At 68.0% G+C, this 22,537-nt stretch carries 21 protein-coding genes; 15 read left to right on the top strand and 6 right to left on the bottom strand.

The genetic code is table 11. From position 1 onward, the window contains the following. Nucleotides 1-58 precede the first annotated feature (58 nt). The 9 genes from hutH (at nt 59) to AB4Z27_RS02720 (ending at nt 9,811) form a co-directional block, all read left to right on the top strand. Nucleotides 59-1,621 (top strand): histidine ammonia-lyase, encoded by a 1,563-nt coding sequence (hutH, locus tag AB4Z27_RS02760; RefSeq protein WP_441643877.1) that lies wholly within the window; start codon nt 59-61, stop codon nt 1,619-1,621. Nucleotides 1,622-1,678: 57 nt separating this feature from the next. Beyond that, the gene (gene hutU, locus AB4Z27_RS02755) at nt 1,679-3,373 is read left to right on the top strand and encodes a urocanate hydratase (protein WP_441643876.1); all 1,695 of its coding nucleotides are present in this window, start codon (nt 1,679-1,681) and stop codon (nt 3,371-3,373) included. 32 nt (nt 3,374-3,405) lie between these two features. Continuing rightward, entirely contained in the window at nt 3,406-4,011 is a 606-nt protein-coding gene (locus AB4Z27_RS02750; RefSeq protein WP_441592332.1) for a HutD/Ves family protein, read from the top strand. Beyond that, the gene (gene hutI, locus AB4Z27_RS02745; RefSeq protein WP_441643875.1) at nt 4,008-5,261 is read left to right on the top strand and encodes an imidazolonepropionase; all 1,254 of its coding nucleotides are present in this window, start codon (nt 4,008-4,010) and stop codon (nt 5,259-5,261) included. The genes AB4Z27_RS02750 and hutI overlap by 4 nt, the downstream gene beginning before the upstream one ends. Beyond that, nucleotides 5,258-6,664, top strand: coding sequence for a formimidoylglutamate deiminase (locus tag AB4Z27_RS02740; protein WP_092300897.1), 1,407 nt, complete (start codon nt 5,258-5,260; stop codon nt 6,662-6,664). The genes hutI and AB4Z27_RS02740 overlap by 4 nt, the downstream gene beginning before the upstream one ends. A 27-nt stretch (nt 6,665-6,691) precedes the next feature. Next, nucleotides 6,692-7,507 carry an N-formylglutamate deformylase gene (gene hutG, locus AB4Z27_RS02735; RefSeq protein WP_092300894.1) on the top strand — a complete coding sequence of 272 codons (816 nt, stop codon included), beginning with the start codon at nt 6,692-6,694 and terminating at the stop codon, nt 7,505-7,507. 207 nt (nt 7,508-7,714) lie between these two features. Continuing rightward, a complete protein-coding gene (locus AB4Z27_RS02730) occupies nt 7,715-8,422 on the top strand; it encodes a hypothetical protein (protein ID WP_441592335.1) in 708 nt (235 codons plus the stop codon). Beyond that, nucleotides 8,419-9,426: a M35 family metallo-endopeptidase gene (locus AB4Z27_RS02725; RefSeq protein WP_441643874.1), complete on the top strand. Its 1,008-nt coding sequence runs from the start codon at nt 8,419-8,421 to the stop codon at nt 9,424-9,426. Before AB4Z27_RS02730 ends, AB4Z27_RS02725 begins: the two co-directional genes overlap by 4 nt. Before the next feature lie 10 nt (nt 9,427-9,436). Then, on the top strand, nt 9,437-9,811 hold the full coding sequence (locus AB4Z27_RS02720; RefSeq protein ID WP_441643873.1) for a hypothetical protein: 375 nt from the start codon (nt 9,437-9,439) through the stop codon (nt 9,809-9,811). A gap of 97 nt (nt 9,812-9,908) precedes the next feature. Here AB4Z27_RS02720 and AB4Z27_RS02715 read toward each other — a convergent pair whose 3' ends face one another. The 4 genes from AB4Z27_RS02715 to AB4Z27_RS02700 form a co-directional block, all read right to left on the bottom strand. After that, the gene (locus AB4Z27_RS02715) at nt 9,909-11,537 is read right to left on the bottom strand and encodes a bifunctional aspartate transaminase/aspartate 4-decarboxylase (protein ID WP_092300882.1); all 1,629 of its coding nucleotides are present in this window, start codon (nt 11,535-11,537) and stop codon (nt 9,909-9,911) included. Between the two features lie 19 nt (nt 11,538-11,556). Further along, a complete protein-coding gene (gene aspT, locus AB4Z27_RS02710; RefSeq protein WP_092300879.1) occupies nt 11,557-13,242 on the bottom strand; it encodes an aspartate-alanine antiporter in 1,686 nt (561 codons plus the stop codon). 271 nt (nt 13,243-13,513) lie between these two features. Next, complete coding sequence (locus AB4Z27_RS02705) at nt 13,514-14,275, bottom strand: M48 family metallopeptidase (protein ID WP_441643872.1); 762 nt, start codon at nt 14,273-14,275, stop codon at nt 13,514-13,516. A 132-nt stretch (nt 14,276-14,407) separates the two neighbouring features. Beyond that, nucleotides 14,408-14,662, bottom strand: coding sequence for an RNA recognition motif domain-containing protein (locus tag AB4Z27_RS02700; RefSeq protein ID WP_092300873.1), 255 nt, complete (start codon nt 14,660-14,662; stop codon nt 14,408-14,410). 194 nt (nt 14,663-14,856) lie between these two features. Here AB4Z27_RS02700 and ppk2 point away from each other — a divergent pair, with 194 nt between their 5' ends. From ppk2 to AB4Z27_RS02685, 3 genes are read left to right on the top strand one after another with little or no spacing between them, the layout of a single operon-like run. Then, nucleotides 14,857-15,714, top strand: coding sequence for a polyphosphate kinase 2 (gene ppk2 / locus AB4Z27_RS02695; protein WP_441643871.1), 858 nt, complete (start codon nt 14,857-14,859; stop codon nt 15,712-15,714). A 51-nt stretch (nt 15,715-15,765) separates the two neighbouring features. Beyond that, the gene (locus tag AB4Z27_RS02690; protein WP_441643870.1) at nt 15,766-16,395 is read left to right on the top strand and encodes a SulP family inorganic anion transporter; all 630 of its coding nucleotides are present in this window, start codon (nt 15,766-15,768) and stop codon (nt 16,393-16,395) included. Next, nucleotides 16,311-17,465 (top strand): SulP family inorganic anion transporter, encoded by a 1,155-nt coding sequence (locus tag AB4Z27_RS02685; RefSeq protein ID WP_441643869.1) that lies wholly within the window; start codon nt 16,311-16,313, stop codon nt 17,463-17,465. The genes AB4Z27_RS02690 and AB4Z27_RS02685 overlap by 85 nt, the downstream gene beginning before the upstream one ends. On the opposite strand, the gene AB4Z27_RS02680 is transcribed toward AB4Z27_RS02685, so the two are convergent. Next, nucleotides 17,423-18,487: an AraC family transcriptional regulator gene (locus AB4Z27_RS02680; RefSeq protein WP_218158059.1), complete on the bottom strand. Its 1,065-nt coding sequence runs from the start codon at nt 18,485-18,487 to the stop codon at nt 17,423-17,425. The two genes, AB4Z27_RS02685 and AB4Z27_RS02680, sit on opposite strands and share 43 nt — an antisense overlap. A 182-nt stretch (nt 18,488-18,669) precedes the next feature. On the opposite strand from AB4Z27_RS02680, the gene AB4Z27_RS02675 reads away from it, so the two are divergent. Genes AB4Z27_RS02675 through AB4Z27_RS02665 form a run of 3 tightly spaced genes read left to right on the top strand, consistent with a single transcriptional unit; the run spans nt 18,670 to nt 22,192 of the window. After that, entirely contained in the window at nt 18,670-19,650 is a 981-nt protein-coding gene (locus tag AB4Z27_RS02675) for a quinone oxidoreductase family protein (RefSeq protein ID WP_092300861.1), read from the top strand. An 11-nt stretch (nt 19,651-19,661) separates the two neighbouring features. After that, nucleotides 19,662-20,510, top strand: coding sequence for a TauD/TfdA dioxygenase family protein (locus tag AB4Z27_RS02670; protein WP_441643868.1), 849 nt, complete (start codon nt 19,662-19,664; stop codon nt 20,508-20,510). A gap of 20 nt (nt 20,511-20,530) precedes the next feature. After that, a complete protein-coding gene (locus AB4Z27_RS02665) occupies nt 20,531-22,192 on the top strand; it encodes a fatty acid--CoA ligase (protein ID WP_441592345.1) in 1,662 nt (553 codons plus the stop codon). An 84-nt stretch (nt 22,193-22,276) separates the two neighbouring features. Here AB4Z27_RS02665 and AB4Z27_RS02660 read toward each other — a convergent pair. Next, nucleotides 22,277-22,537, bottom strand: a 261-nt coding sequence (locus AB4Z27_RS02660) for a tripartite tricarboxylate transporter substrate-binding protein (protein WP_441643867.1), incomplete at its 5' end; no start/stop codon positions are given.

The raw sequence follows: 22,537 nt of genomic DNA, 5'->3' as shown, positions 1-22,537 counted from the left end.
AACGCGGTTGAGCCGATTCTCAAAAGATCCCCAAAGATCCAACAGGACGATGCAGCACATGACCACTCCCGATTCCCGCCCCGACCTGACGCTGGACCCCGGCCACGTCACCCTGGCCGACCTGCGCCGCATCTACCGGGGCGAAGTGCGCCTGGCGATGGCGGACGCGGCCTGGGCCGGCGTGCGCGCGGCGCAGGCCACCGTGCAGGACATCATCGACGCCGACGCCGTCGTCTACGGCATCAACACCGGCTTCGGCAAGCTGGCCCAGTCGCGCATTCCGCATGACAAGCTGGCCGAGCTGCAACGCAACCTCGTGCTCTCCCACAGCGTGGGCACCGGCCCGGACCTCGCGGCGGACACCGTGCGCCTGATCCTGGCGATGAAGGCCATCAGCCTCGCGCGCGGCCATTCGGGCGTGCGCCCGGCCGTGATCGAGGCGCTGCTGGCGCTGGCCAACCACGGCGTGACGCCGTGTATCCCGGCCAAGGGCTCGGTGGGCGCCAGCGGCGACCTCGCCCCGTTGGCCCATATGTCGTGCACGCTGATCGGCGTGGGCGATGTCTATATAGATAGCCGCCGCGTGCCGGCGGCGCAGGGGCTGGCCCACGCCGGGCTGGAGACCTTCGCGCTCGGCCCCAAGGAAGGGCTGGCGTTGCTGAACGGCACGCAGGTGTCCACGGCGCTGGCGCTGGCCGGCCTGTTCGCCGCCGAAGACGCCTTCGCGGCCGGATTGGTGGCCGGGGCGCTCTCGCTCGAAGCCATCAAGGGCTCGGTCAAGCCGTTCGATGCGCGCATTCACGCCGCGCGGGGCCAGGTCGGCCAGATCGAGGTGGCCGGTGCGGTGCGGGCGATGCTCGACGGCAGCGAGATCGTCGATTCCCACAAGGGCTGCGGCCGCGTGCAGGACCCGTACTCGATCCGCTGCCAGCCGCAGGTGATGGGCGCCTGCCTGGACAACCTGACTCATGCCGCGCGCATCCTGCGCATCGAGGCCAACGCGGCGTCCGACAACCCGCTGGTCTTCCCCGAACAGGGCGACGTGGTCTCGGGCGGCAACTTCCACGCCGAGCCGGTGGCCTTCGCCGCCGACATCCTCGCGCTGGCCATCGCCGAGATTGGTGCGATTTCCGAACGCCGGCTGGCGCTGCTGCTCGATACCGGGCTGTCCGGCCTGCCGCCGTTCCTGGTGCGCGATGGCGGCCTGCACTCCGGTTTCATGATCGCGCAGGTGACGGCGGCGGCACTCGCCTCCGAGAACAAGTCGCTCTCGCATCCGTCCAGCGTGGACAGCCTGCCCACCTCCGCCAACCAGGAAGACCATGTGTCGATGGCCACCTACGGCGCGCGCCGGCTCGGCGAGATGGCGGCCAATACAGCGGTGATCGTCGGCATCGAGGCGATGGCCGCSGCGCAGGGCATCGAATTCCAYCGGCCGCTGAAGTCGTCGCCGCTGGTGGAGCAGGAACTGGCGCGCATCCGCGCCCGCGTGGACTTTGTCGAGGGCGACCGCTACCTCGCGCCCGACATCGAGGCCATGAAGCAATGGGTCGTGCAGGGCGATGCCGGGGCCGGCTGGCCCGAGGCCGTGCGCGCGATCCTGCCGACGAATGCCAGCTGATTTCAGCCTCTGACCCCCATCTGACAAATTCGAATCTCCCAACGGAGCCCCCCGACCATGAACGCTAACGAACACCAATTCCAGCGCGGCCAGCGCGAGATCCGCGCGCCGCACGGCAGCCAGTTGCATTGCAAGAACTGGCTGATCGAAGCTGCCTACCGGATGATCCAGAACAACCTCGACCCCGATGTGGCCGAGCGCCCGCAGGACCTGGTGGTCTACGGCGGCATCGGCAAGGCCGCGCGCAACTGGGAATGCTTCGACGCCATCCTGGACAGCCTGCGCCGCCTGGGCGAGGACGAATCGCTGCTGGTGCAGTCGGGCAAGCCGGTGGGCATTTTCCGCACGCACCCGGACGCGCCGCGCGTGCTGATCGCCAACTCCAACCTCGTGCCGCACTGGGCCAACTGGGACAAGTTCAACGAGCTGGACCGCGCCGGACTGATGATGTACGGCCAGATGACGGCCGGCTCGTGGATYTATATCGGCACGCAGGGCATCGTGCAGGGCACCTTCGAGACCTTTGTCGAGGCCGGCAACCAGCACTTCGGCGGCGACCTCGCCGGCAAATGGATCCTGACGGCCGGGCTGGGCGGCATGGGCGGCGCGCAGCCGCTGGCCGGGGTGCTGGCCGGAGCCTGCGTGCTGGCCATCGAGTGCGAGGAATCGCGCATCGACTTCCGGCTGCGCACGCGCTATGTGGACAAGAAGGCCACTACGCTGGACGAGGCGCTGGCCATGATCGCCGACGCCACCGCGAAGAAGGAGGCCATCTCGGTCGGCCTGCTCGGCAACGCCGCCGAGATCGTGCCGGARCTGGCGCGTCGCGCCCAGGCCGGCGGCATGCGGCCGGACATCGTCACTGACCAGACCTCGGCCCATGACCTCGTCAACGGCTACCTGCCCGAAGGCTGGACCGTGGCGCAGTGGGAAGACCTGCGCCAGCGCGACCCGAAGGCGGTGGAAGCCGCCGCGCGCGCGTCCATCGTCAAGCATGTGAAGGCGATGCTGGCCTTCAAGGCGATGGGCGTGCCGACGCTGGACTACGGCAACAACATCCGCCAGGTAGCGTTCGACGAAGGCGTGAAGAACGCGTTCGATTTCCCGGGCTTCGTGCCGGCCTATATCCGCCCGCTGTTCTGCCGTGGCAAGGGGCCGTTCCGCTGGGTGGCGCTGTCGGGCGACCCGGAAGACATCTACAAGAYCGACGCCAAGATGAAGGAGCTGTTCCCCGAGGACAAGCACCTGCACCGCTGGCTGGACATGGCGCGTGATCGCATTGCCTTCCAGGGCCTGCCGTCGCGGATCTGCTGGGTGGGGCTGGACGAGCGCCACCGCGCCGGGCTGGCGTTCAACGAGATGGTGAAGTCGGGCGAACTCAAGGCGCCCATCGTGATTGGGCGCGATCACCTCGACTGCGGCTCGGTGGCCTCGCCGAACCGGGAGACCGAGGCCATGCGCGACGGTTCCGATGCCGTGTCAGACTGGCCGCTGCTCAACGCACTGCTGAATACCGCCGGCGGCGCCACCTGGGTCAGCCTGCACCATGGCGGCGGCGTGGGCATGGGCTTCTCGCAGCATGCCGGGGTCGTYATCGTCTGCGATGGCACCGACGCTGCCGCGAAGCGCATCGAACGTGTACTCTGGAATGATCCGGCCACGGGCGTCATGCGCCATGCCGATGCCGGTTACGAGAGCGCCATCGCCTGCGCCCAGGAGAAGGGCCTGGACCTGCCGATGGTGAAGGGTTGAAGGGTTGAACGCTTGAAAGGTTGGAAGCGAGCATGAAGGAACTGGAGCCGGGTGTGGTGCGGTTTGCCCTCGACGCCATCGCCCCCACGCCGTGGAAGAACGGCGGCGGTACCACGCGCGAGATCGCCGTGTGGCCGCCGGGCGCGGGCATGGACGCCTTCGCGTGGCGCGTAAGCGTGGCGGACATCGTCGCCGACGGGCCGTTCTCGGCCTTCCCCGGCATTGACCGCCAGATCGCGCTGCTGGACGGCGCCGGCGTGCATCTGCAGGCCCACGACGACTCGTTCTGCCACCGGCTCACGGCCATCGGCGAGCCGTTCGGGTTTGCCGGCGACACGGCCGTGCACGCCACGCTGGTGGAGGGCCCGACGCGCGACTTCAACGTGATGTCCCGGCGCGGGGTGTGCCACGCCGACGTGACCCTGCAGCGCCAGCCGTTCGACGTGGAAACCGGCAACGATGCCGTGATGGTGTTCGTGATCCGGGGCGAATGGCGCGGTGCCGATGGCCTGACGCTACGGGATGGCGAGGGCCTGCTGGTGTCGGCAGGCGCTGCGCCGGGCCGGCTGGCGCTGGCACCGGCCGAAATCTCCGCGCTGTGCCTGCGCGTGTTGCTGCAAATGGAGCCTGCYCAATGACGATTTCCCACGCGCCGTCTGCCGATGGCGTCTGGCACCACTGCCACCTGCTGCCCGAGCCCGGGCAGGACACGGCGCTCCGCGATGGCGCTATCGTCGTGGCCGATGGCCGCATCGTCTGGATCGGCGCGCACGCGGCGCTGCCGGACAGTTATCTCCACCTGCCGCGCCACGACGCCGGGGGCGCCTGGATCACCCCCGGTCTGGTCGATTGCCATACCCATCTGGTCTATGGCGGCCAGCGCGCCGACGAGTTCGCGATGCGGCTGGCCGGCGCCAGCTACGAGGAGATTGCCCGGGCCGGTGGCGGCATCGTCTCCACGGTGCGCGCCACGCGCGAGGCCGACGAGGACACGCTGTTCGCCCAGGCCGCGGCGCGGCTGCAGCCGCTGCTGGCCGAAGGCGTGACCGCCATCGAAATCAAGTCCGGCTATGGACTCTCGCTGGACGCCGAGCGCAAGCAGTTGCGCGTGGCGCGCCGGCTCGGCACGGCCTTCGGCGTCACCGTCCACACCACCTTCCTGGGTGCGCACGCGCTGCCACCCGAGTACGTGGGCCGGGCGGACGACTATATTGATCTGGTCTGCGACACCATGCTGCCGGCGCTGGCCGGGGAAGGGCTGGTCGATGCCGTGGACGCATTCTGCGAGGGCATCGGCTTCTCGCCCGCGCAGACCACGCGCGTGTTCGAGGCCGCCGCGCGGCACGGCCTGCCCGTCAAGCTCCATGCCGAGCAACTCAGCAACCTCGGCGGCGCGGCGCTGGCGGCGAGCTTCCACGCGCTGTCCGCCGACCATCTCGAACATCTGGACGAGGCCGGCGTACGCGCCATGGCCGCCGCCGGCACCGTGGCCGTGCTGCTGCCGGGCGCCTACTACTTCCTGCGCGAYACCCACCTGCCGCCGCTGGCGCTGCTGCGCGAGCACGGCGTGCGGATTGCGCTGGCGACCGACCATAACCCGGGCACCTCGCCGACCACCTCGCTGCTGCTGATGATGAACATGGCCTGCACGCTGTTCCGCATGACYGTGCCCGAGGTGCTGGCCGGGGTGACCACCCACGCGGCGCACGCGCTGGGCGCGGCGGACCGGCATGGCACGCTCGCCGCCGGGCGAGCGGCGGACTTCGTGCTGTGGCAGGTGGCCACGCCRGCCGAGCTGGCCTACTGGTTCGGCCGCAATCCCTGCGCGGCAGTGGTGCGGCAGGGACGKATCTATCCGACTGGGGCTAGCGTGGGGGGCACGCCATGAGCGCGGGCCATCTCTTCGCACCGTCCGCCCTGCTGCCCGAAGGCTGGGCGCGCAACGTCCGCCTGGGCTGGGACGCGCAGGGCAGGCTGACCGAGGTCACGCCCGACGCCACCGCCGCCCCGGGGGACGAACACGCGGCGGGCCCGGTGCTGCCGGGCATGCCCAACCTCCACTCGCACGCATTCCAGCGCGGCTTTGCCGGGCTGACCGAGTACCGCAGCATCACGGCGGACGAAGACCCGGCCGGCGGCGACTCGTTCTGGAGCTGGCGCACGCTGATGTACCGCTTCGCGCTGCGGCTCTCGCCGGACGCGCTGGAGGCCATCGCCACCCAGCTCTATATAGAGATGCTGCGCGCCGGCTATACCAGCGTCTGCGAATTCCATTACGTCCATCATGATCCGGAGGGCCAGCCGTACGCCACGCCCGCCGAGATGTCGCTGCGGCTGCTGCGCGCGGCGCACCGGGCCGGCATCGGCATGACGCTGCTGCCGGTGCTGTACCAGACCGCCGGTTTCGGCGGCAAGCCGGCGCAGGCGGACCAGCGGCGCTTCCTGCACGACACCGATGCCATGCTGGCGCTGCTCGCCGACCTCGCCCCGGCCTGCGCCGAGCACGGCGCGCGGCTCGGGCTGGCGCCGCACTCGCTGCGCGCGGTGCCGCCGGAGAGCCTGGCGCGCGCCGTGGCCGGGCTGCATGCGATGGACGCCACCGCGCCGGTGCACATCCATATCGCCGAACAACAGAAGGAGGTCGATGACTGCCTCGCGTGGTGCGGCGTGCGGCCGGTGGAGTGGCTGCTCGATCACGCGCCCGTCGATGCGCGCTGGTGCCTGATCCACGCCACGCATATGGATTGGGACGAGCGCCGGCGGCTGGCCCACAGCGGCGCGGTGGCCGGCATCTGCCCGACCACCGAGGCCAACCTCGGCGATGGCGTGTTCGATGCCGCGCCCTACCTCGCCCAGCAGGGCGCGTGGGGCATCGGTTCGGACAGCCACGCGAGCGTGAGTGTGGCTGAAGAACTACGAACCTTCGAATACGGCCAGCGGCTGGGCCTGCAACGGCGCAATGTGCTGGCTTCGGCGCAGCATGCCCAGGTGGCGGACCGGCTCTGGCTCGAAGCCGTGGCCGGCGGCGCCCGCGCGGCGGCGCGTAACGTGGCCGGGCTGGCGGTGGGCCAGCAGGCCGATTTCCTCGTGCTGGACGGCGCCCACGCCACGCTGGCGGGGCTGGACGGCCCGCGCGCGCTGGCGACCCACGTGTTCGCCAGCCACGGGCATGAGACACTAGCGGAAGTCCGCACCGCCGGCATCCGCCGGGTGCAGCAGGGTTCGCATCCGCAACAAACGGAAGCGGCCCGGTTGTTCGCCGCCACGCGCGCCGGCCTGCTGGCCGACTGATCTCCTGAAGCAGCCCCCTACATCACGATGTCCTTCACCACCGATACCCCCGCTTTCACCCTGCATCGCGGCACGCGCCCGCTGCTGGTGTCGATGCCGCACGTCGGCACGTACCTGCCCGCGCCGCTGGCCGCCCGCCTCACGGCCGAGGCGCGCACCGTGCCCGATACCGACTGGCACATGGACCGGCTCTATGAATTCGCGCGCGAGCTRGGCGCCTCCGTGCTGATGGCCACCCATTCGCGCTACGTGGTGGACCTGAACCGCCCGCCCGATAACGCCAACCTGTACCCGGGCCAGGACACCACGGGCCTGTGCCCGGTCGACACCTTCGACAAGACGCCGGTCTACGCCGATGGATCGAAGGGCCCGGACGACGCCGAGATCGCCCAGCGCCGCGACGCGATCTGGCATCCGTACCACGCCGCCCTGCAGGAAGAACTGAAGCGCCTGAAGGCCGAACACGGCACCATCGCGCTGTGGGACGCCCACTCGATCCGCTCGGTGCTGCCGCGCTTCTTCGACGGCAAGCTGACCGACTTCAACCTCGGTTCGGCGGATGGCGCGAGCTGCGACAAGGGCCTGGCGGACGATGTGCTGGCGATTGCCAGCGCGGTGCCGGCGCACACCGCCGTGCTCAATGGCCGCTTCAAGGGTGGCTACATCACGCGCCAGTACGGCAACCCGGCCAACGGCGTGCACGCGATCCAGCTCGAGCTGACGCAGTCGTCGTACATGGAAGAGGTCTACCCGTTCGCCTACGACCCRTCGAAGGCCGGCGCCATCCAGCCGGCCATCCGGCAGATGCTGGAGACGGTGCTGGGGTTTGTGGAAGCGCGCTGAGGGTTTGAGGCGCTGACCCTCTTCCGCTGTTGGGGGAAGGGCGCCTGACTCAGGCCGCTATTGCTCGGGGACAATTGCATTCCCATTGCAATTAGGAAGTGGCCCCGAGCGATTTCATTGATCGCGTCGCATTCAAGAGAATTGCTATAGACGTTGGTGATCGCATTGCGTCAGCCTTTTGGCTTTTGCCAGGAAGGGAGACGTAAGGTGAAGCAAAACGACGCGCCGAATGCAAGGCCATGCGGGCACATCCTGCATACGGATCCACCTCTCTACGTGCTCGTCACGTACTGCCCGCAGCGCGCTCAACCGGACTTCGTCCGGGCCTCCTGCGAGGCCATCGACGAGACCTATCATGGGCGTCCTGGCAATGCCCTGACGGTTTTTCTGTCGCCGTTCGATGCCTATCTGTCTGCGGCATACATCTCGCAACCCGGCGAGCCGTATCACGTCGTGCACGCCGCTCGTTTCGACCCGCGCGAACTGATCCACACCAACGGCGGCAAACTCCATATTTCCCTTCATTGCGGTTTCGGGGCTCACGACGGGCGACTCGTCAGACGGCGTGCGGGCAGTATCGTGACGCTCTCGGCGGAACAATCCTGGGACATTGATTCCCACAACGTCAGTGCCGTCGATATCAACCTCACGGATCATGACCTCAAGGGATATCAAAGCCTTCGAGACGCTGCAGGACTCTTCGCGCACGCGGAATCCCACGCGCCGTTCCTGAGCCTGCCTCACCCGGCAAGGGCGCAGGCCGTCGGGCGCGCCATTGCTTGCATGGAAGGCACCGTGGATCTGTCGCACAAGGCGAACCAGTGCGCGATTTATGATCCGGAAGCCGGCGCATGGCATTTCGTCCCCATCGGCGTGTTCTTCGACGCCCAGAATGAGGAGGCGTGCCCATCATGACATCGGCCGATACGCGTTACTTGATCGGGGAAGGTGACAAGACTGGAACAGGCGGTTATCAGTCCGCCAGCAGCACGTCGACCAATATGGGGAAGCGCATTGCGTTGGAAGGAGACTATGCGAGCTGCCCCGCCTGCAAGGCTGGCGGTCCCGTCTATAACGACTGCGACCCGCGATGGTACGAGAACGGAAAAGCCGTGCTCGTCGAGGGCGCCCGGGTCTTCTGTCAATGCAAGGAGAAGCCGCGTGTTTTTGCCTCGCAACGCACGATGTCCACTGAGGTGGTCAGCGGGAATACTGGTGCTACCGCGCCGACGGTCCTGTCTCCTTCGCAATGGGTAGATGCAAGCCGTCACAAAGCCAGCCATAGGGACACCGCGACGGCGCTGGCAGATCATCCCACGCTGATCTGCCCGAACATGACCAATGACGCCTTCGCCGCGCTCGCGATGGATCTATGCGCGATTCTCGTGGCTCGCACCGAGGCACGACTGGCGGAATTGCGCCGCTGGGATGCCGAAGCCAGACGCAATGTTCAAACGTGGTTTGGCGTTACGGATAGCCGGACACGCGAGACGCTGAGCAGTGGGTTGGGCCGGATGCTGGCCGTATTCAGGCGCTTGCGGCCGGCCAATTTCGTACGGTACTCGCCTTCGGCGCTTGAGTTTGTTGGCTGTGTTTCCAAGCCGGACGCAGAAAAGCGCGGCGTCGTTGCGGCTGTTTGCAAACCGGACGTCAAGACCCATACGATTGCCATAGCATTGAATTTCTGCGAGATGCCGGATGACCATGACCGCAAAGACTCTCAACTCCTCACCTTGGCACATGAGGTCTCACATTTCCACGACACCATGGATACGGAGGATCATCACTATTTCCTCTGGAATGCCATCGCGCTTGCGCGCGCCAGGCATCCCGCATGCATCACGAACGCAGACAACGTGGCGGGGTATGTTGTCGTACATGGCCCGATCCCTGATAGCTTTGGCGTTGGTATGCGGTAGCGCCATCGCAATGGCATGCAAGCCGGGCGAGCAGTTCAACGCGAGGTTTTCCACCGAGGCCGATCAGTTAGCCGGTGCGGAGGCTGGCAGGCTAGGTGCCTGGGTTGCGGAGCTGCAGCGCAGCTACCCAAAACGCGATCTGTWCATCCTGGTGAGCTATGTAAAGGAACGGGGAGCATCCGAGGCCATTGCGGAGCGGCGCGCCGACTGGATAAAGGATTTCCTTGTCAGCATGGGCGAGGAGCCGAAGACCATCGTCTACGGCGGGGCGACGGTGCGCCTGAATCCGACAGGGCGGGACTACAGCGGCGCCACCGATTCCTCTGTCGCCATCGAATTTGGGCCGGGGTGCCCGAATCGATGCTGCGGAGCGCTGCGCGAGTAATTGGGCGCCAGCGGCGCTTGAATGCCGACGGTTTTCTCCCCTCGCCCTTCGGGAGAGGGGCGGGGGAGAGGGCAGGCGGTTCAACCTGCCCCGCCGCTTACTTCTTCGTCACCTTCGCATCGGCCTTGTTGCCGGTCGCCTCGTTGTACCGTTCGACATATTCCTCGAACAGTTTCCGGATCGAGCGGCCGATCTTCACGTAGTCGGACTCGTTCAGGTTCGCCAGCGACACCCGGCCGGACGGRTGCTGCGTGCCGAAGCCCCGGCCSGGCAGCAGGACCACGCCGGCTTCYTCGGCCAGGCGGAACAGCAGTTCCACCGGCTCGGCCGAGCCCAGCACCCACTTCACGAACTCCGGCCCGATGGCCTTGCCGCCCAGTTGCTCGATGTCGAGCAGGGTGTAGTAATCCACCGCATTCGGGTCGTCCGCGTTCTCCGGCGCGATGCCGATCTCGCGGAACAGGGCGGCCTTGCGGTTGCGGATCAGCCGCTTCATCGCCTGCTTGTAGGCGTCCGGCGTGTCCATCAGCGAGAACAGCGAGAACAGCACCATCTGCACCTGCTGCGGCGTGGAGAGCCCTGCCGTGTGGTTCAGGGCCACGGTACGGCTGTCCGCCACGATGCGGTCGATGAACTTGAGCTGGTCCGGCGTGGTGGTGATGGAGTTGTAGCGCTTGTGCAGTGCCTTGCGCTGCGCCTCCGGCAGCTTGGCCAGCTGCTCGTCGAAGATGTTCTCGCGGTGCGTGGCAATCACGCCCAGCCGCCAGCCTGTGGCGCCGAAATACTTCGAGAACGAGTACACCAGGATGGTGTTGCGCGGGCAGAGCGCGAACAGCGAGACGAAGTTATCGGCAAACGTGCCGTACACGTCATCGGTGAGGATGATCAGGTCCGGGCGGGATTCGACGATGGAGGCCAGGTACTCCAGGCTCTCGTCGCTCATCCGCACGGACGGCGGGTTGCTCGGGTTGACCAGGAAGAAGGCCTTGACCTTGGGGTCGCGCAGCTTGTCCAACTCCTGCTTGGAGTACTGCCAGCCCGCCTTCGGGTCGGCATCGACCATCAGCTCCACGAGCTGGTAGTCGTTCAGCTCGGGGATCTCGATATAGGGCGTGAAGATCGGCATGCCCAGCGCGATGGTGTCGCCGGCCTTGATCAGGTGGTTCTCGCGGAACGAGTTGAACAGGTAGGTCATGGCGGCCGTGCCGCCTTCCACCGCGAACAGGTCGAACTCGCCGATGAACGGATGGTCGCCGATCATCTCCTTGCGGATGTACTGGCCGACGACGACCTCGGACAGCTTCAGCATGCGGTCCGGCACCGGGTAGTTGCAGGCCAGGATGCCTTCGCACATCTCGTACAGGAAATCCCCGGCGTTCAGGCCGAGCTGGTCGCGCACGTAGGACACCGCGCCGGCCAGAAACTTCACGCCGGGCACGTTCTCGAATTCSCGGGCGAAGAGGTCGAAACGCTCCTCGATGCCATCCCGCCGCGGAAAGCCGCCCACGCCCTCGGGCATGTACGAGAACGACCGCTCCGACTCGCGCATCGCGAACAGCCCAAGCTGCCAGAAGCCATGGCGTGGCACGGTGGCCAGGAAGTTCGGATTGCCGCGCCCGGCGTTGAGCATCAGGCGGTTGGCGTCGCCGCTGGCCAGCTGGATCAGTTCGTCCTTGAGTTCGAACGGCGACAGGCTGGAGAGTTTTGCAAGATCCGGTTTGCTCATCAATCGCTCCTTCAGGAAATCAGACCAGTCCGACCACGAGCGGACCCAGCAGGGTCAGCAGCACGTTGGCCAGCGCGTAGGTGATGGCGAACGGCACGGTGGGCACCGGGCTTTCCGCCTTGTCGAGGATGCCGCCGAAGGCGGGGTTGGCGCTGCGCGAGCCAGACAGCGCGCCGGCCAGCAGCGCGGCGTTGTCGTAGCGCAGCACGTAGCGGCCGAACAGCATGGTCAGGAACAGCGGCAGCAGGGTGACCACGGCGCCGAGCAGGAAGATGGTCACGCCACTGTCGCGCAGCGTGTGCACGGCCTGCAGGCCCGAGTTGATGCCGACGATGGCCACGAAGGCGGCCAGGCCGAAGTCCTTCAGCAGCTGGCACGCGGCCGTCGGCATGGCGCCGTACATCGGATGCTTGGACCGCGCCCAGCCGAACACCAGGCCGGACAGCAGCGCGCCGCCGCCCGAGCCCAGCGTAAGCGGGATATCGCCGATGCGCACTACCAGCAGGCCGATCAGCAGGCCCACCAGCACGCCGGTGCCGAAGTAGACGAAATCGGTCTTCTCGCTCGGCACCAGCTCGTAGCCGGCGCGCTCGGCGGCGCGCCTGGTGTCCGCCGGGGTGCCGTAGAAGGTGATGATGTCGCCGTGCTGGAGCTTCAGGTCGGGCAGGATCGGCAGCGCGTGGTCGTAGCGCTCGATGCGTTCCAGGTACACGCCGTGCCGCATCTCGCGCTCCACGCCGGCCACGATCTCGCCCAGCGGCTTGTTGTTCATGCCGGTGGCCGTGAACACCGCGCGGCGRGTCTGCATGACCATGCCCATGCCTTCCGCRTCGGCAATTTCCTCGCCGATCTGGAGCGCCGTGGGCACCATGGCGTCGCGWCGGCCCACCAGCAGCACGACGTCGCCCTCGTTCAGCACCGTGTCCTGCTTGAACTCGAGCGCCTTGCCGCCGCGCTGGATCTTCTCCACCGTGACGAGGTCCTCGCCGCCCATCTCGATCTGGGCCACGGTCTTGCCCGCCGCCCCGCCCACGCGGAACAGCCGGCCCACCAGCCGGGGCAGCGCGCCGGCCTGGCCCGGCCCGAACTGCGGCAGGCCGCCGTGCATGGACGCCTCCACCTTCTTCGAGTCAGTCTTCAGGTCGCTGCCCATGAAGCGGGGCAGGATGTTCACGCAGACGATGATCGCGCCGAGCGAGCCGAACACATAGGTCACCGCGTAGCCTATCGCCACGTTGGCCTGCATGATCTTCACCTGGTCCGGCGGCAGGCCGAGCTTGGTGATGGCGTCCCCGGCCGTGCCGATGATGGCCGACTGGGTCATGCCGCCCGCCGCCAGCCCCGCCGCGATGCCCTTGTCGAGGTGGAAGATCTTGGCCAGCACCACCACCGTGACCAGCCCCGCCACGGCCATGAACACCGCCATGGCGATTTCCCGCAGCGAACTGCGGTTCAGCGAGTTGAAGAACTGCGGGCCGCTTTCATAGCCCACCGCGTAGATGAAGACCGCGAACATCACGGCCTTCACGCCGTTGTCGATCTCCACGCCCACCTGGCTGATGATCACGGCCGCCAGCAATGAGCCGGCCACGCCACCYAGCTGGAACTTGCCGAAYGTGATCTTGCCGATGGCGTACCCGACCGCCAGCGACAGGAACAGCGCCGACTCGGGTGATTTCTGGAAGATGGTRTGCAACCAATCCATGGGACCTCCTGAAACGCGACACAGGGTCAAAGTTTTGACGGGGAACGGCRGGGGGTGTGTGACGCAGCGGGAGGCGAACTGGGAGGGCGGGTGAAATCCATGGCGCGGCGGGGGCTCCTCGTCGGACGCCTGCCGGSGGCGGCAGACGTGAAGGATTATCCGCGTGGCGTTATTCAGCCCGTACTGAATTGTTTTGGATGCGTATTAAACGCATTGGAGGAATGTGACGAATCGGACGCCGCGCCGGGGGTGGCGCCGGCGTCGCAAATCATTACTTGCCGCTGGCAAGCCGCTCCTGGATATGCTGGGCGCGCTGGGCCGAGCCCGGGTGCGAGCTGAGCATGCTGGACTGGCCGCCATCGAGCGTCGCCATCTTCTGGAACGCGGTGACCAGCGCCTGGCGGTTAGCGCCATTCCTGGTCAGCAGGTCGAACGAGTAGTCGTCGGCGGCGCTTTCCTGGCGCTGGGAGAACTGCGCGTTGACGAACTGCTCGCCGATGGCGGCCAGTTGCGACGAGGACAGCGCGGTCAGCGTGGCGTTGCCGGTGGCGCCGAGCAGCCCGCGCGCGGCGGCGGTGGTGTAGGCCACCTGCATGGCCGACCTGGTGTGGCCGAGCGCCACGTGGCCGACCTCGTGGCCGAGCACGCCGCGGACCTCGTCGTCGCTCATCATGTCCATCAGCCCGCTGTAGACGCGCACGCAGCCGTTGGCCATGGCCCAGGCGTTGACGTCCTTGGTCACGTAGACCTTGGCGTCCAGCGGCAGGCCGGTGTTCTGCAGGCCACTCATGACCGTGGCCAGCCGCTTGGTGTAGGGGCTGTCGGCCGGGGCGAGCGTGTTCTTCTTGTCCATCTCGGCGCAGGACTGGTCGGAGAGYTGCTTGACGCTCATGTCGGAGAGCGTGGCGGCGGTGAACAGGCTGCCGCCGGCCTGCGTCAGGCTGTTCATGTCGGCACCGGCGCAGCCGGCGARCAGCAGCGCGCAGCCAAGGGCCGCGCTGGCCGATGCGGCGGGGGCGGTGAAGCGGTTCATAGTCTTCCCTGAGTCGTCAAATGTCATGGCATGCAGACAACATCCACGGGGGATGCGGCGCAGGGAAAGGATAGGCAAGCCGGCGGGGGGCTGGCTAGTGGAGTTCGTCCGACATGGCTGACGGCGGGTGGCTCAGGTAAACCGCTCGTGCAGCACCATCACGGACAGCCGCTTGTTCTTCCAGTACATGTCGTGGATGCGCGGGCGCAGCAGCTGGAGCGCGTCCGCATCCACTGCGTGGAAGGTCAGCATGACCGAGGGGCGCGAGCCGTCGCCCTCGATATGCTCGATCTCGTCCGGCGCCGGAATGCCGTACTTGCCGAGGAAGGCGAGCAGTTCCTCGTCGGTGGTGCCGTCCGGTACGTTGGTCAGCATGAATAGGGCCATGATCGCGCCTCCTGGCGGAACCGGGTGAATGGCGGGTCGGCGGTGCCCGCAATCGAACCTTAGCCCCACGCGCCGCGCGCGGCAACCGGGGCGGGCCCAAAGGCCAATCTGTTTCCCTTTGCCTCCGCCCGGCAAAGCCACCACACTGTAAGCGGAACGCTCCCTGTTTCTCCCCTGCCAGAGGAGGGCCGCGCATGAGCAAGTCATCGAAGAAGGGCAAGGACCGCGCGCCGGAGGACTCGTACCCGTCTCCCCCGCCGCCGCCGCCGGAGGCGGGCGCGCGCATGTCGAACAAGGACTATCTCGCGGCGCTGCGCGAACTCCATGTGGAGCTGGTCAAGCTCCAGCAATGGGTGGTGCAGAGCGGCAGCAAGATCTGCATCGTCTTCGAGGGGCGCGACGGCGCCGGCAAGGGCGGCACGATCAAGGCGCTGACCGAGCGCGTGAGCCCGCGCATCTTCCGCGTGGTGGCACTGCCCGCCCCGACCGACCGCGAGAAGAGCCAGATGTACGTGCAGCGCTACCTGCCGCACCTGCCGGCCGCCGGCGAGATCGTCATCTTCGACCGCAGCTGGTACAACCGCGCCGGCGTGGAGCGCGTGATGGGTTTCTGCACGCCGGACGACGTGGAGAGCTTCCTGCGCTCAGTGCCGCTGGTGGAGCGCGCCATCGTCGCCTCCGGCGTGATCCTGATCAAGTACTGGCTCGAAGTGAGCCAGGCCGAGCAGACCCGGCGGCTCCAGGCGCGCATCCATGATGGCCGCAAGACCTGGAAGCTGACCGGCATGGACCTGAAGTCCTACAGCCGCTGGTACGACTATTCGCGTGCGCGCGACGCCATGTTCGCCGCCACGGACACCCCCGACACGCCCTGGTACGTGGCCGATTCGAACGACAAGCGGCGCGCGCGCCTGAACATCATCAGCGACCTGCTGGATCGGATTCCGTACCAGGCGCCGGCGCGCAAGCCGCCCAAGCTGCCCGAGCGCCAGAAGCGCGGCGGCTACCGCGAGTCGGACCACCCGTTCCGCCATATCGCCACGCGGTACTGACGATATTGACGATACCGGCGCCGCCAGGGCGCTGGCACGCGGAGGGCGCGCATGAAAGCCGATGGAGCGCTGCACGGGTGGATGCCGGCCTGGCTGGCCGGCTATCGCCGCGAATGGCTGCGGCCCGATGTGGTCGCGGGCCTGGGTGCGGCGGCCGTGGTCATTCCGAAGTCGCTCGCCTACGCCACCATCGCCGGGCTGCCGGTGCAGGTGGGTCTGTACACGGCCTGCGTGCCGATGGCGATCTACGCGCTGCTCGGCACCTCGCGGCTGCTCAGCGTGAGCACCACTACCACGCTGGCGATCCTGGCCGGCGCGGCGCTGGCGCAGGTGGCTGCCGCCGATCCTTCGGCAAACCTGCTGGTGGCCTCGGCCACGCTGGCCCTGCTGGTGGGGCTGGTGCTGGGGRCCGCGTGCGCGCTGCGGCTCGGCTTCGTCGCGGACTTCATCTCGGAGCCGGTGTTGGTGGGCTTCAAGGCCGGCATCGGCATCGTCATTGTGGTCGACCAGATTCCCAAGCTGCTCGGCATCCATTTCGCCAAGGGGTCGTTCCCGCACAACGTGTGGGCGACGTGCAGGGCGCGCCGCATGCGTCGATGCCGACGTTGGCGATTGCGCTCGTCACCCTCGCCCTGCTGGCGTTCATGGTCTGGCGCCTGCCCCGGGCGCCGGCGCCGCTGATTGCGGTGGCGCTCGGYGTGGCGGCCGTGGCGCTGCTGGACCTGCCGGCGCGCGGCGTGGAGATCGTCGGGCGGGTGCCCACGGGGCTGCCGGCGGTGATGCTGCCGGACCTGTCGATGGTGGCCACGCTGTGGCCGTCCGCGCTCGGCATCGCGCTGATGAGCTTCACCGAGACCATCGCCGCTGGCCGGGCTTTTGCGCACGAGCGCGAGCCGCCGCCGCAGCCGAACCGCGAACTGCTGGCCACGGGGCTCGCCAATGCCGGCGGTGCCCTGCTCGGGGCGATGGTGGCCGGTGGCGGCACCAGCCAGACCGCCGTGAACCAGCGCGCCGGGGCACGCTCGCAACTCGCCGCGCTGGTCACGGCCGGCGCCGCGCTCGGCACCATGCTGCTGCTGGCGCCGGTGATCGGCCTGATGCCCAATGCCACGCTGGCCGCCGTGGTYATCGTCTATTCGATCGGGCTGATCGATCCGGCCGAGTTCCGCGCCATCCGCAAGATTCGGCGCATGGAGTTCGTGTGGGCGCTCGTCGCCATGGCTGGCGTGGTGGGGCTGGGCACGCTGCAGGGCATTCTCGTGGCGATCATCGTGTCGCTGCTGGCGCTGGCCTACCAGGCGGCCGACCCGCCGCTGTACGTGCTGGCCCGCAAGCGCGGCACCAATGTGTTCCGGCCGCTCTCGCCGGAGCATGCCGGTGACGAGGTCTTCGCCGGGCTGCTGATCCTGCGGCCCGAAGGGCGCGTGTTCTTCGCCAATGCGCGGCGGYTGGGTCAGCGCATGCGCCAGCACGTGACGGAGGAYATGCCGCGCGTGGTGCTGCTCGACCTYTCCGGTGTGATCGATCTCGAATACACGGCGCTCAAGATGCTGATCGAGGCCGAGCGCGCGCTGGGGGAGCAGGGCGTGTCGCTGTGGCTGGCCGGGCTGAACCCCGAGGTGCTGGCGATGGTGCGCCGCGCCGCGCTGGCCGACGCGCTGGGCGCGCACCGGATGTTCGCCACGCTCGAACAGGCGCTGGTCCGGTTTCAGTCGCCGGAAACTTCGTCGCCGGCGGCTTCGTCGTCGTAAGCCGTCTCGTCAGGCGGCCCCGGCACCCGCGTGGCGGCCTGCGCGCGCCATGCCGAGGGCGCCATGCCGAACTCCCCCGTGAACCAGCGCGTGAACGTGCTCGGTGAGCCGTAGCCGAGCAGCACCGCCACCTGCGCCAGCGGCACCCGGGGGTTCTCCACATGGCGCGGGGCCTGCTCGCGCCGCACCGCGTGCAGGATGTCGTGGAAGCTCGCGCCTTCGTCGCCGAGCGCGCGCTGCAGCGTGCGCAGGCTCATGCCGAGCCCTTGGGCGACGGAAGCACCGGTGGCGCGGCCCATCGGCAACAGCAGGGCGATGGCGCCGCGTACCTCATGGGCGACGGTCGGCGCGGCGGGCCGGGGCAGCGCCTCCACCACGCGCTGGGCGTGGCGCGCCATGGCCGGATCGGCGCCCGGATTCGGCACGTCGAGGTCGACGGCGCGGCAGACGATGCCGTTGTACTCGTCGTTGAAGGCCAGCCCGCAGCGGAACAGTCGCCGGTGCACGCTCTCGTCGGCAGGCGCCGGGTGCGTGAAGCACACGCGCAGCGGCTGCCAGCGTGCGCCAAGCAGCGCGTTGCAGAGGCGGAAGACCACGCCCATCGCCAGTTCGCCGGCCTGGCGCGAGGGCGCCTCGCCCACCACTTCCACGCGGATGATGACCGAGCTGCCGGCGTCTTCGAGCAGCATCGCCACGGATTCGTTGACCAGATGGCGGTAGCGGATGATGGTGGCCAGCGCCGCGCGCAGGTTGGGCTGGTGGGCGATCAGCAGGCTGATGACGCCGAAGTCCGCCAGCTGGCGCGACTCGGCCATGCGCAGCGCGAAGTTGTCGCAGCCGCTGGCTGCCGCCGCGTCCTCGAGCAGCGTCACGCAGGCGGCCATCGGCACACGGAAGTCCGGATCGGCCAGCAGGGTGCGCTTGAGGCCGGCCTGGCGCAGCAGGGGCTGCACATTGAGCCCGCGCGCCTCCGCCACTTCRAAGAAATTGGTAAGCGCCGCGGCGCGTATCCGTGTATCCAAGCCGTCTCCCCCTGGCTGTGTGCCCGGTGTGATCCCGGGCATCCGTGCGCCGATGATAGGCGCGGGTGGCGCGAATTGCAAAGTCGATGGAAGGAATTGTCACGCGTGCCGCGACCCCCCGGGCCTACATTTGGGCTCAACGCGGCGCAAGGTGTGCCGCTCCGCCTGACAGGAGAGTTGGCATGGCAAGAATCGTACGCATGATGGAAACGGGTGGCCCCGAGGTACTGCGGCTGGAAGAGGTGGAAGTGGGCGATCCCGGCCCGGGCCAGGTCCGCATCCGGCACGTGGCTGTCGGCCTGAACTACGCCGATACCTACTTCCGCAACGGCACGTATCCGGTGCCGCTGCCGTCCGGCATGGGCGTGGAAGCGGCTGGCGTGATCCAGGCCGTGGGCGAGGGCGTGCGCAACGTCGCCGTGGGCGACCGCGTGACCTACACCGGCTTCCTGAACACGCTCGGCGCGTACAGCAGCGAGCGCATCATGCCGGCGGCGCCGCTGATCCGGCTGCCCGAGTCGATYGGCTTCGAGACCGCSGCCGCGATGACCATGCGCGGCCTGACCGCCGCCTACCTGATGCGCCGCATCCACGCGTTCCGGCCGGGCAACACCATCCTGCTGCACGCAGCCGCTGGCGGCGTGGGCTTGATCGTCTCGCAGTGGGCCAAGCTGCTCGGSCTGACGGTGATCGGCACGGTGTCCACCGATGCCAAGGCCGCCATCGCCGCCGCCCATGGCTGCGACTACACCATCAACTACAGCCATGAGGATGTGGCCCAGCGCGTACGCGAGCTGACCGACGGGCAGGGCGTGGACGTGGTGTTCGACAGCGTCGGCAAGACCACCTTCATGTCCTCGCTGGACTCGCTGCGTCGGCGCGGCACGCTGGTCTGCGTCGGCACGGCTTCCGGCCCGATCCCGCCGTTCGACCCGGTGCTGCTGGCGATGAAGGGCTCGCTGTTCGTCACGCGCCCGGCGCTGGCCGACTACATCGCCGATCCGGCCGAGAAGGCGGAGCTGGCGGGCGAACTGTTCGACCACGTCGGCGCCGGCCGCATCGGCATCGAGATCCACCAGACCTATGCCCTCGAAGATGCCGTGCAGGCGCACCGCGACCTCGAGTCGCGCCGCACGACCGGTTCGTCGATTTTCGTGATTTGAAGGAGACCGCCATGCGAGTGGAACCCCTGACCTGCCATATCGGCGCCGAACTGTCCGGCGTCAACCTGGGCGAGGCGTCGCGCGATGCCGGCCTGTTTGCCGAGATCAAGTCGGCGCTGCTCCAGCACAAGGTGCTGTTCCTGCGCGACCAGGACATCACCCGGGCCGAGCACGTGGCCTTYGCGCGCCGCTTTGGCGAGCTGGAGGACCACCCGGTGGTCGGCAGCGACCCGGAGCACCCCGGCCTGGTGCGCATCTACAAGTCGCCCGACAGCAAGGTGGAGCACTACGAGAACTCGTTCCACTGCGACGCCACCTGGCGCGCSGCGCCGCCGATGGGCTGCGTGCTGCGCTGCGTGGAAACCCCGCCCGTGGGCGGCGACACGATCTGGGTGAACATGGCCGAGGCGTACCGCCGGCTGCCGGACGACATCAAGATCCGCATTCACGGCCTGCGCGCCAAGCACAGCATCGAGCACACCTTCGGCGCCAATATGCCGCCGGAGAAGCGCGCCGCCCTGGCGGCCCAGTTCCCGATGGTGGAGCACCCGGTGGTGCGCATCCACCCGGAAACCAGCGAGCCCGTGCTGTTCGTCAACGCCTTCACCTCGCACTTCGCCAACTACCACCGGGGCGACACCGTCCGCTTCGGCAAGGACTTCATGCCCGGCTCGGGCAACCTGCTGCAATACCTGTGCGCGCAGGCCGAGGTTCCCGAGTTCCAGGTGCGCTGGCGCTGGACGCGCAACAGCGTGGCGATCTGGGACAACCGCTGCACGCAGCACTACGCCGTGCAGGAYTACGCGCCTACCGTGCGCAAGATGGAGCGCGCCGGCATCGTCGGTGACGTGCCTTACTGACTGACCGCGAGATGCCTCACATGACAGATTTCAAGACCGATGCCCGCATCGTCTCCACCCCYTCGGCCTACGCCTACCCGCTGCTGGTCAGCCAGTTGCTCGTCAACGCGCTGAGCCTGAGYCCGGAGCAGGAGATCACCTACCAGGGCACCACGCGCTACACCTACCGGGCGTTCCGCGGCCGCATCGGCCAGCTGGCCTCGGCGCTGGGCGCGCTGGGTGCCCGCCACGGCAGCACCGTGGCCGTGATGGACTGGGACAGCCACCGCTACCTGGAATGCTATTTCGGCGTGCCGATGATGGGCGCCACGCTGTTCACCGTGAACGTGCGGCTTTCGCCGGCGCAGATCCTGTACACGCTCAACGACTCGCAGGCCGAGATCGTGCTCGTGCACCGTGACTTCCTGCCGYTGCTCGAGGAGATCCGCGACCAGCTAACCGGCGTCAAGCGCTTCGTGCTGATGGCCGATGGCGAGCCGGCGCCGGCCACCACGCTGCCGCTCGACGGCGAGTACGAGGCGCTGCTCGCGGCGGCCTCGCCGGACTACCCGTTCGCGGAGTTCGACGAGAACACCCGCGCGGCGATGTTCTACACCACCGGCACCACGGGCGACCCCAAGGGCGTGTCGTACAGCCATCGTCATATCGTGCTGCACGCGCTRACCACGGCCACCACGCTGTGCTCACCGCGTACGGGCCAGCGCCTGCATCGGGAGGACGTGTACATGCCGATCACGCCGATGTTCCACGTGCTGGCGTGGGGCATCCCGTACGTGGCCATCCTGCTGGGGCTGAAGACGGTGCTGCCGGGCCGCTACGTGCCGGCGCAGCTGCTGGCGCTGCGTGCGTCCGAGGGCGTGACGTTCTCGCACTGCGTGCCGACCATCCTCCAGATGCTGCTGCAGACCGCCAGCGAAACCGGGCAGGACCTGTCCGACTGGCGCGTCATCATCGGYGGCTCGGCCCTCCAGCCGGCGCTGTGCGCGGCGGCGCTCGATGCCGGCATCGACGTGTTCTCGGGCTACGGCATGTCCGAGACCGGACCGATCGTCGCGCTGGCCCAGCTCGCGCCCGGTGTCCGTCCGGCCAGCCGCGAGGCCGAGATCGCCATGCGCTGCGCCACGGGGAGACCGGTGGCGATGGTCGACTTCCGCATCGTGGACGAACAGATGCGCGACGTGCCGCACGATGGCCGCCATCAGGGCGAGATCGTGCTGCGCGCGCCGTACCTGACCGAGTCGTACCACGGCAAGCCGGAGGCCTCCGAAGCGCTGTGGGCCGGCGGCTACCTGCATACGCAGGACATCGCCGTGATGGGCGCGGATGGCGGCGTCCGCATCGTCGACCGCATCAAGGACGTGATCAAGACCGGCGGCGAGTGGGTGTCGTCGCTCGAGGTGGAGGGGCTGGTGGCGCAGGTGCCCGGCGTGCGCGAGTGCGCAGTGATCGGCGTGCAGGACGCACGCTGGGGCGAGCGGCCGATGGCCTTCGTGGTTGGCCAGCCCGGCCACGCGGTGGATGCGGCCGATATCCGCCAGCGCCTGCTGGACCATGTGGCCGGCAACCGCCTCAGCAAGTTCGCCGTGCCGGAGGCGGACCGCATCGTCTTCGTGGCGGAGATCCCCAAGACCAGCGTCGGCAAGATCAACAAGAAGCAGCTGCGGGAATCCGCGCAAGGCTGACCCCGGCCGGGGAAGGAGAGCAGCAAAAAGGCCAGCCGCGAGGCTGGCCTTACTCATTGCCCGATCGGATCGGGCGGGATTGGATCAAGGCTGGATATTGAACGTCTTCACGATGCCTGCGTTGCGGTCGAACTCGGCGCGCACGGACTGGCTCAGTTGCGGTAGCGGCAGTTCGGCGATGGGCTCGTAGCCGAGCGCTTCCATGCGGGCGCGGACCTTGGGGGTCTGCGCGGCCTTGTCGACGGCGGTCTGGATCTTGCGCGCCAGGTCTTCCGGCATCTGGCCCGAGGCCACCACGCCGATCCAGTTGCTGAAGTCGACGTCCGGATAGCCGAGTTCGGCGAA

The sequence above is a fragment of the Cupriavidus sp. KB_39 genome (assembly GCF_052114485.1).
Lineage (GTDB): Bacteria > Pseudomonadota > Gammaproteobacteria > Burkholderiales > Burkholderiaceae > Cupriavidus.
The sequence above is the reverse complement of the archived record's forward strand: the minus strand, read 5'-3'. Positions and strand labels throughout refer to the sequence as shown.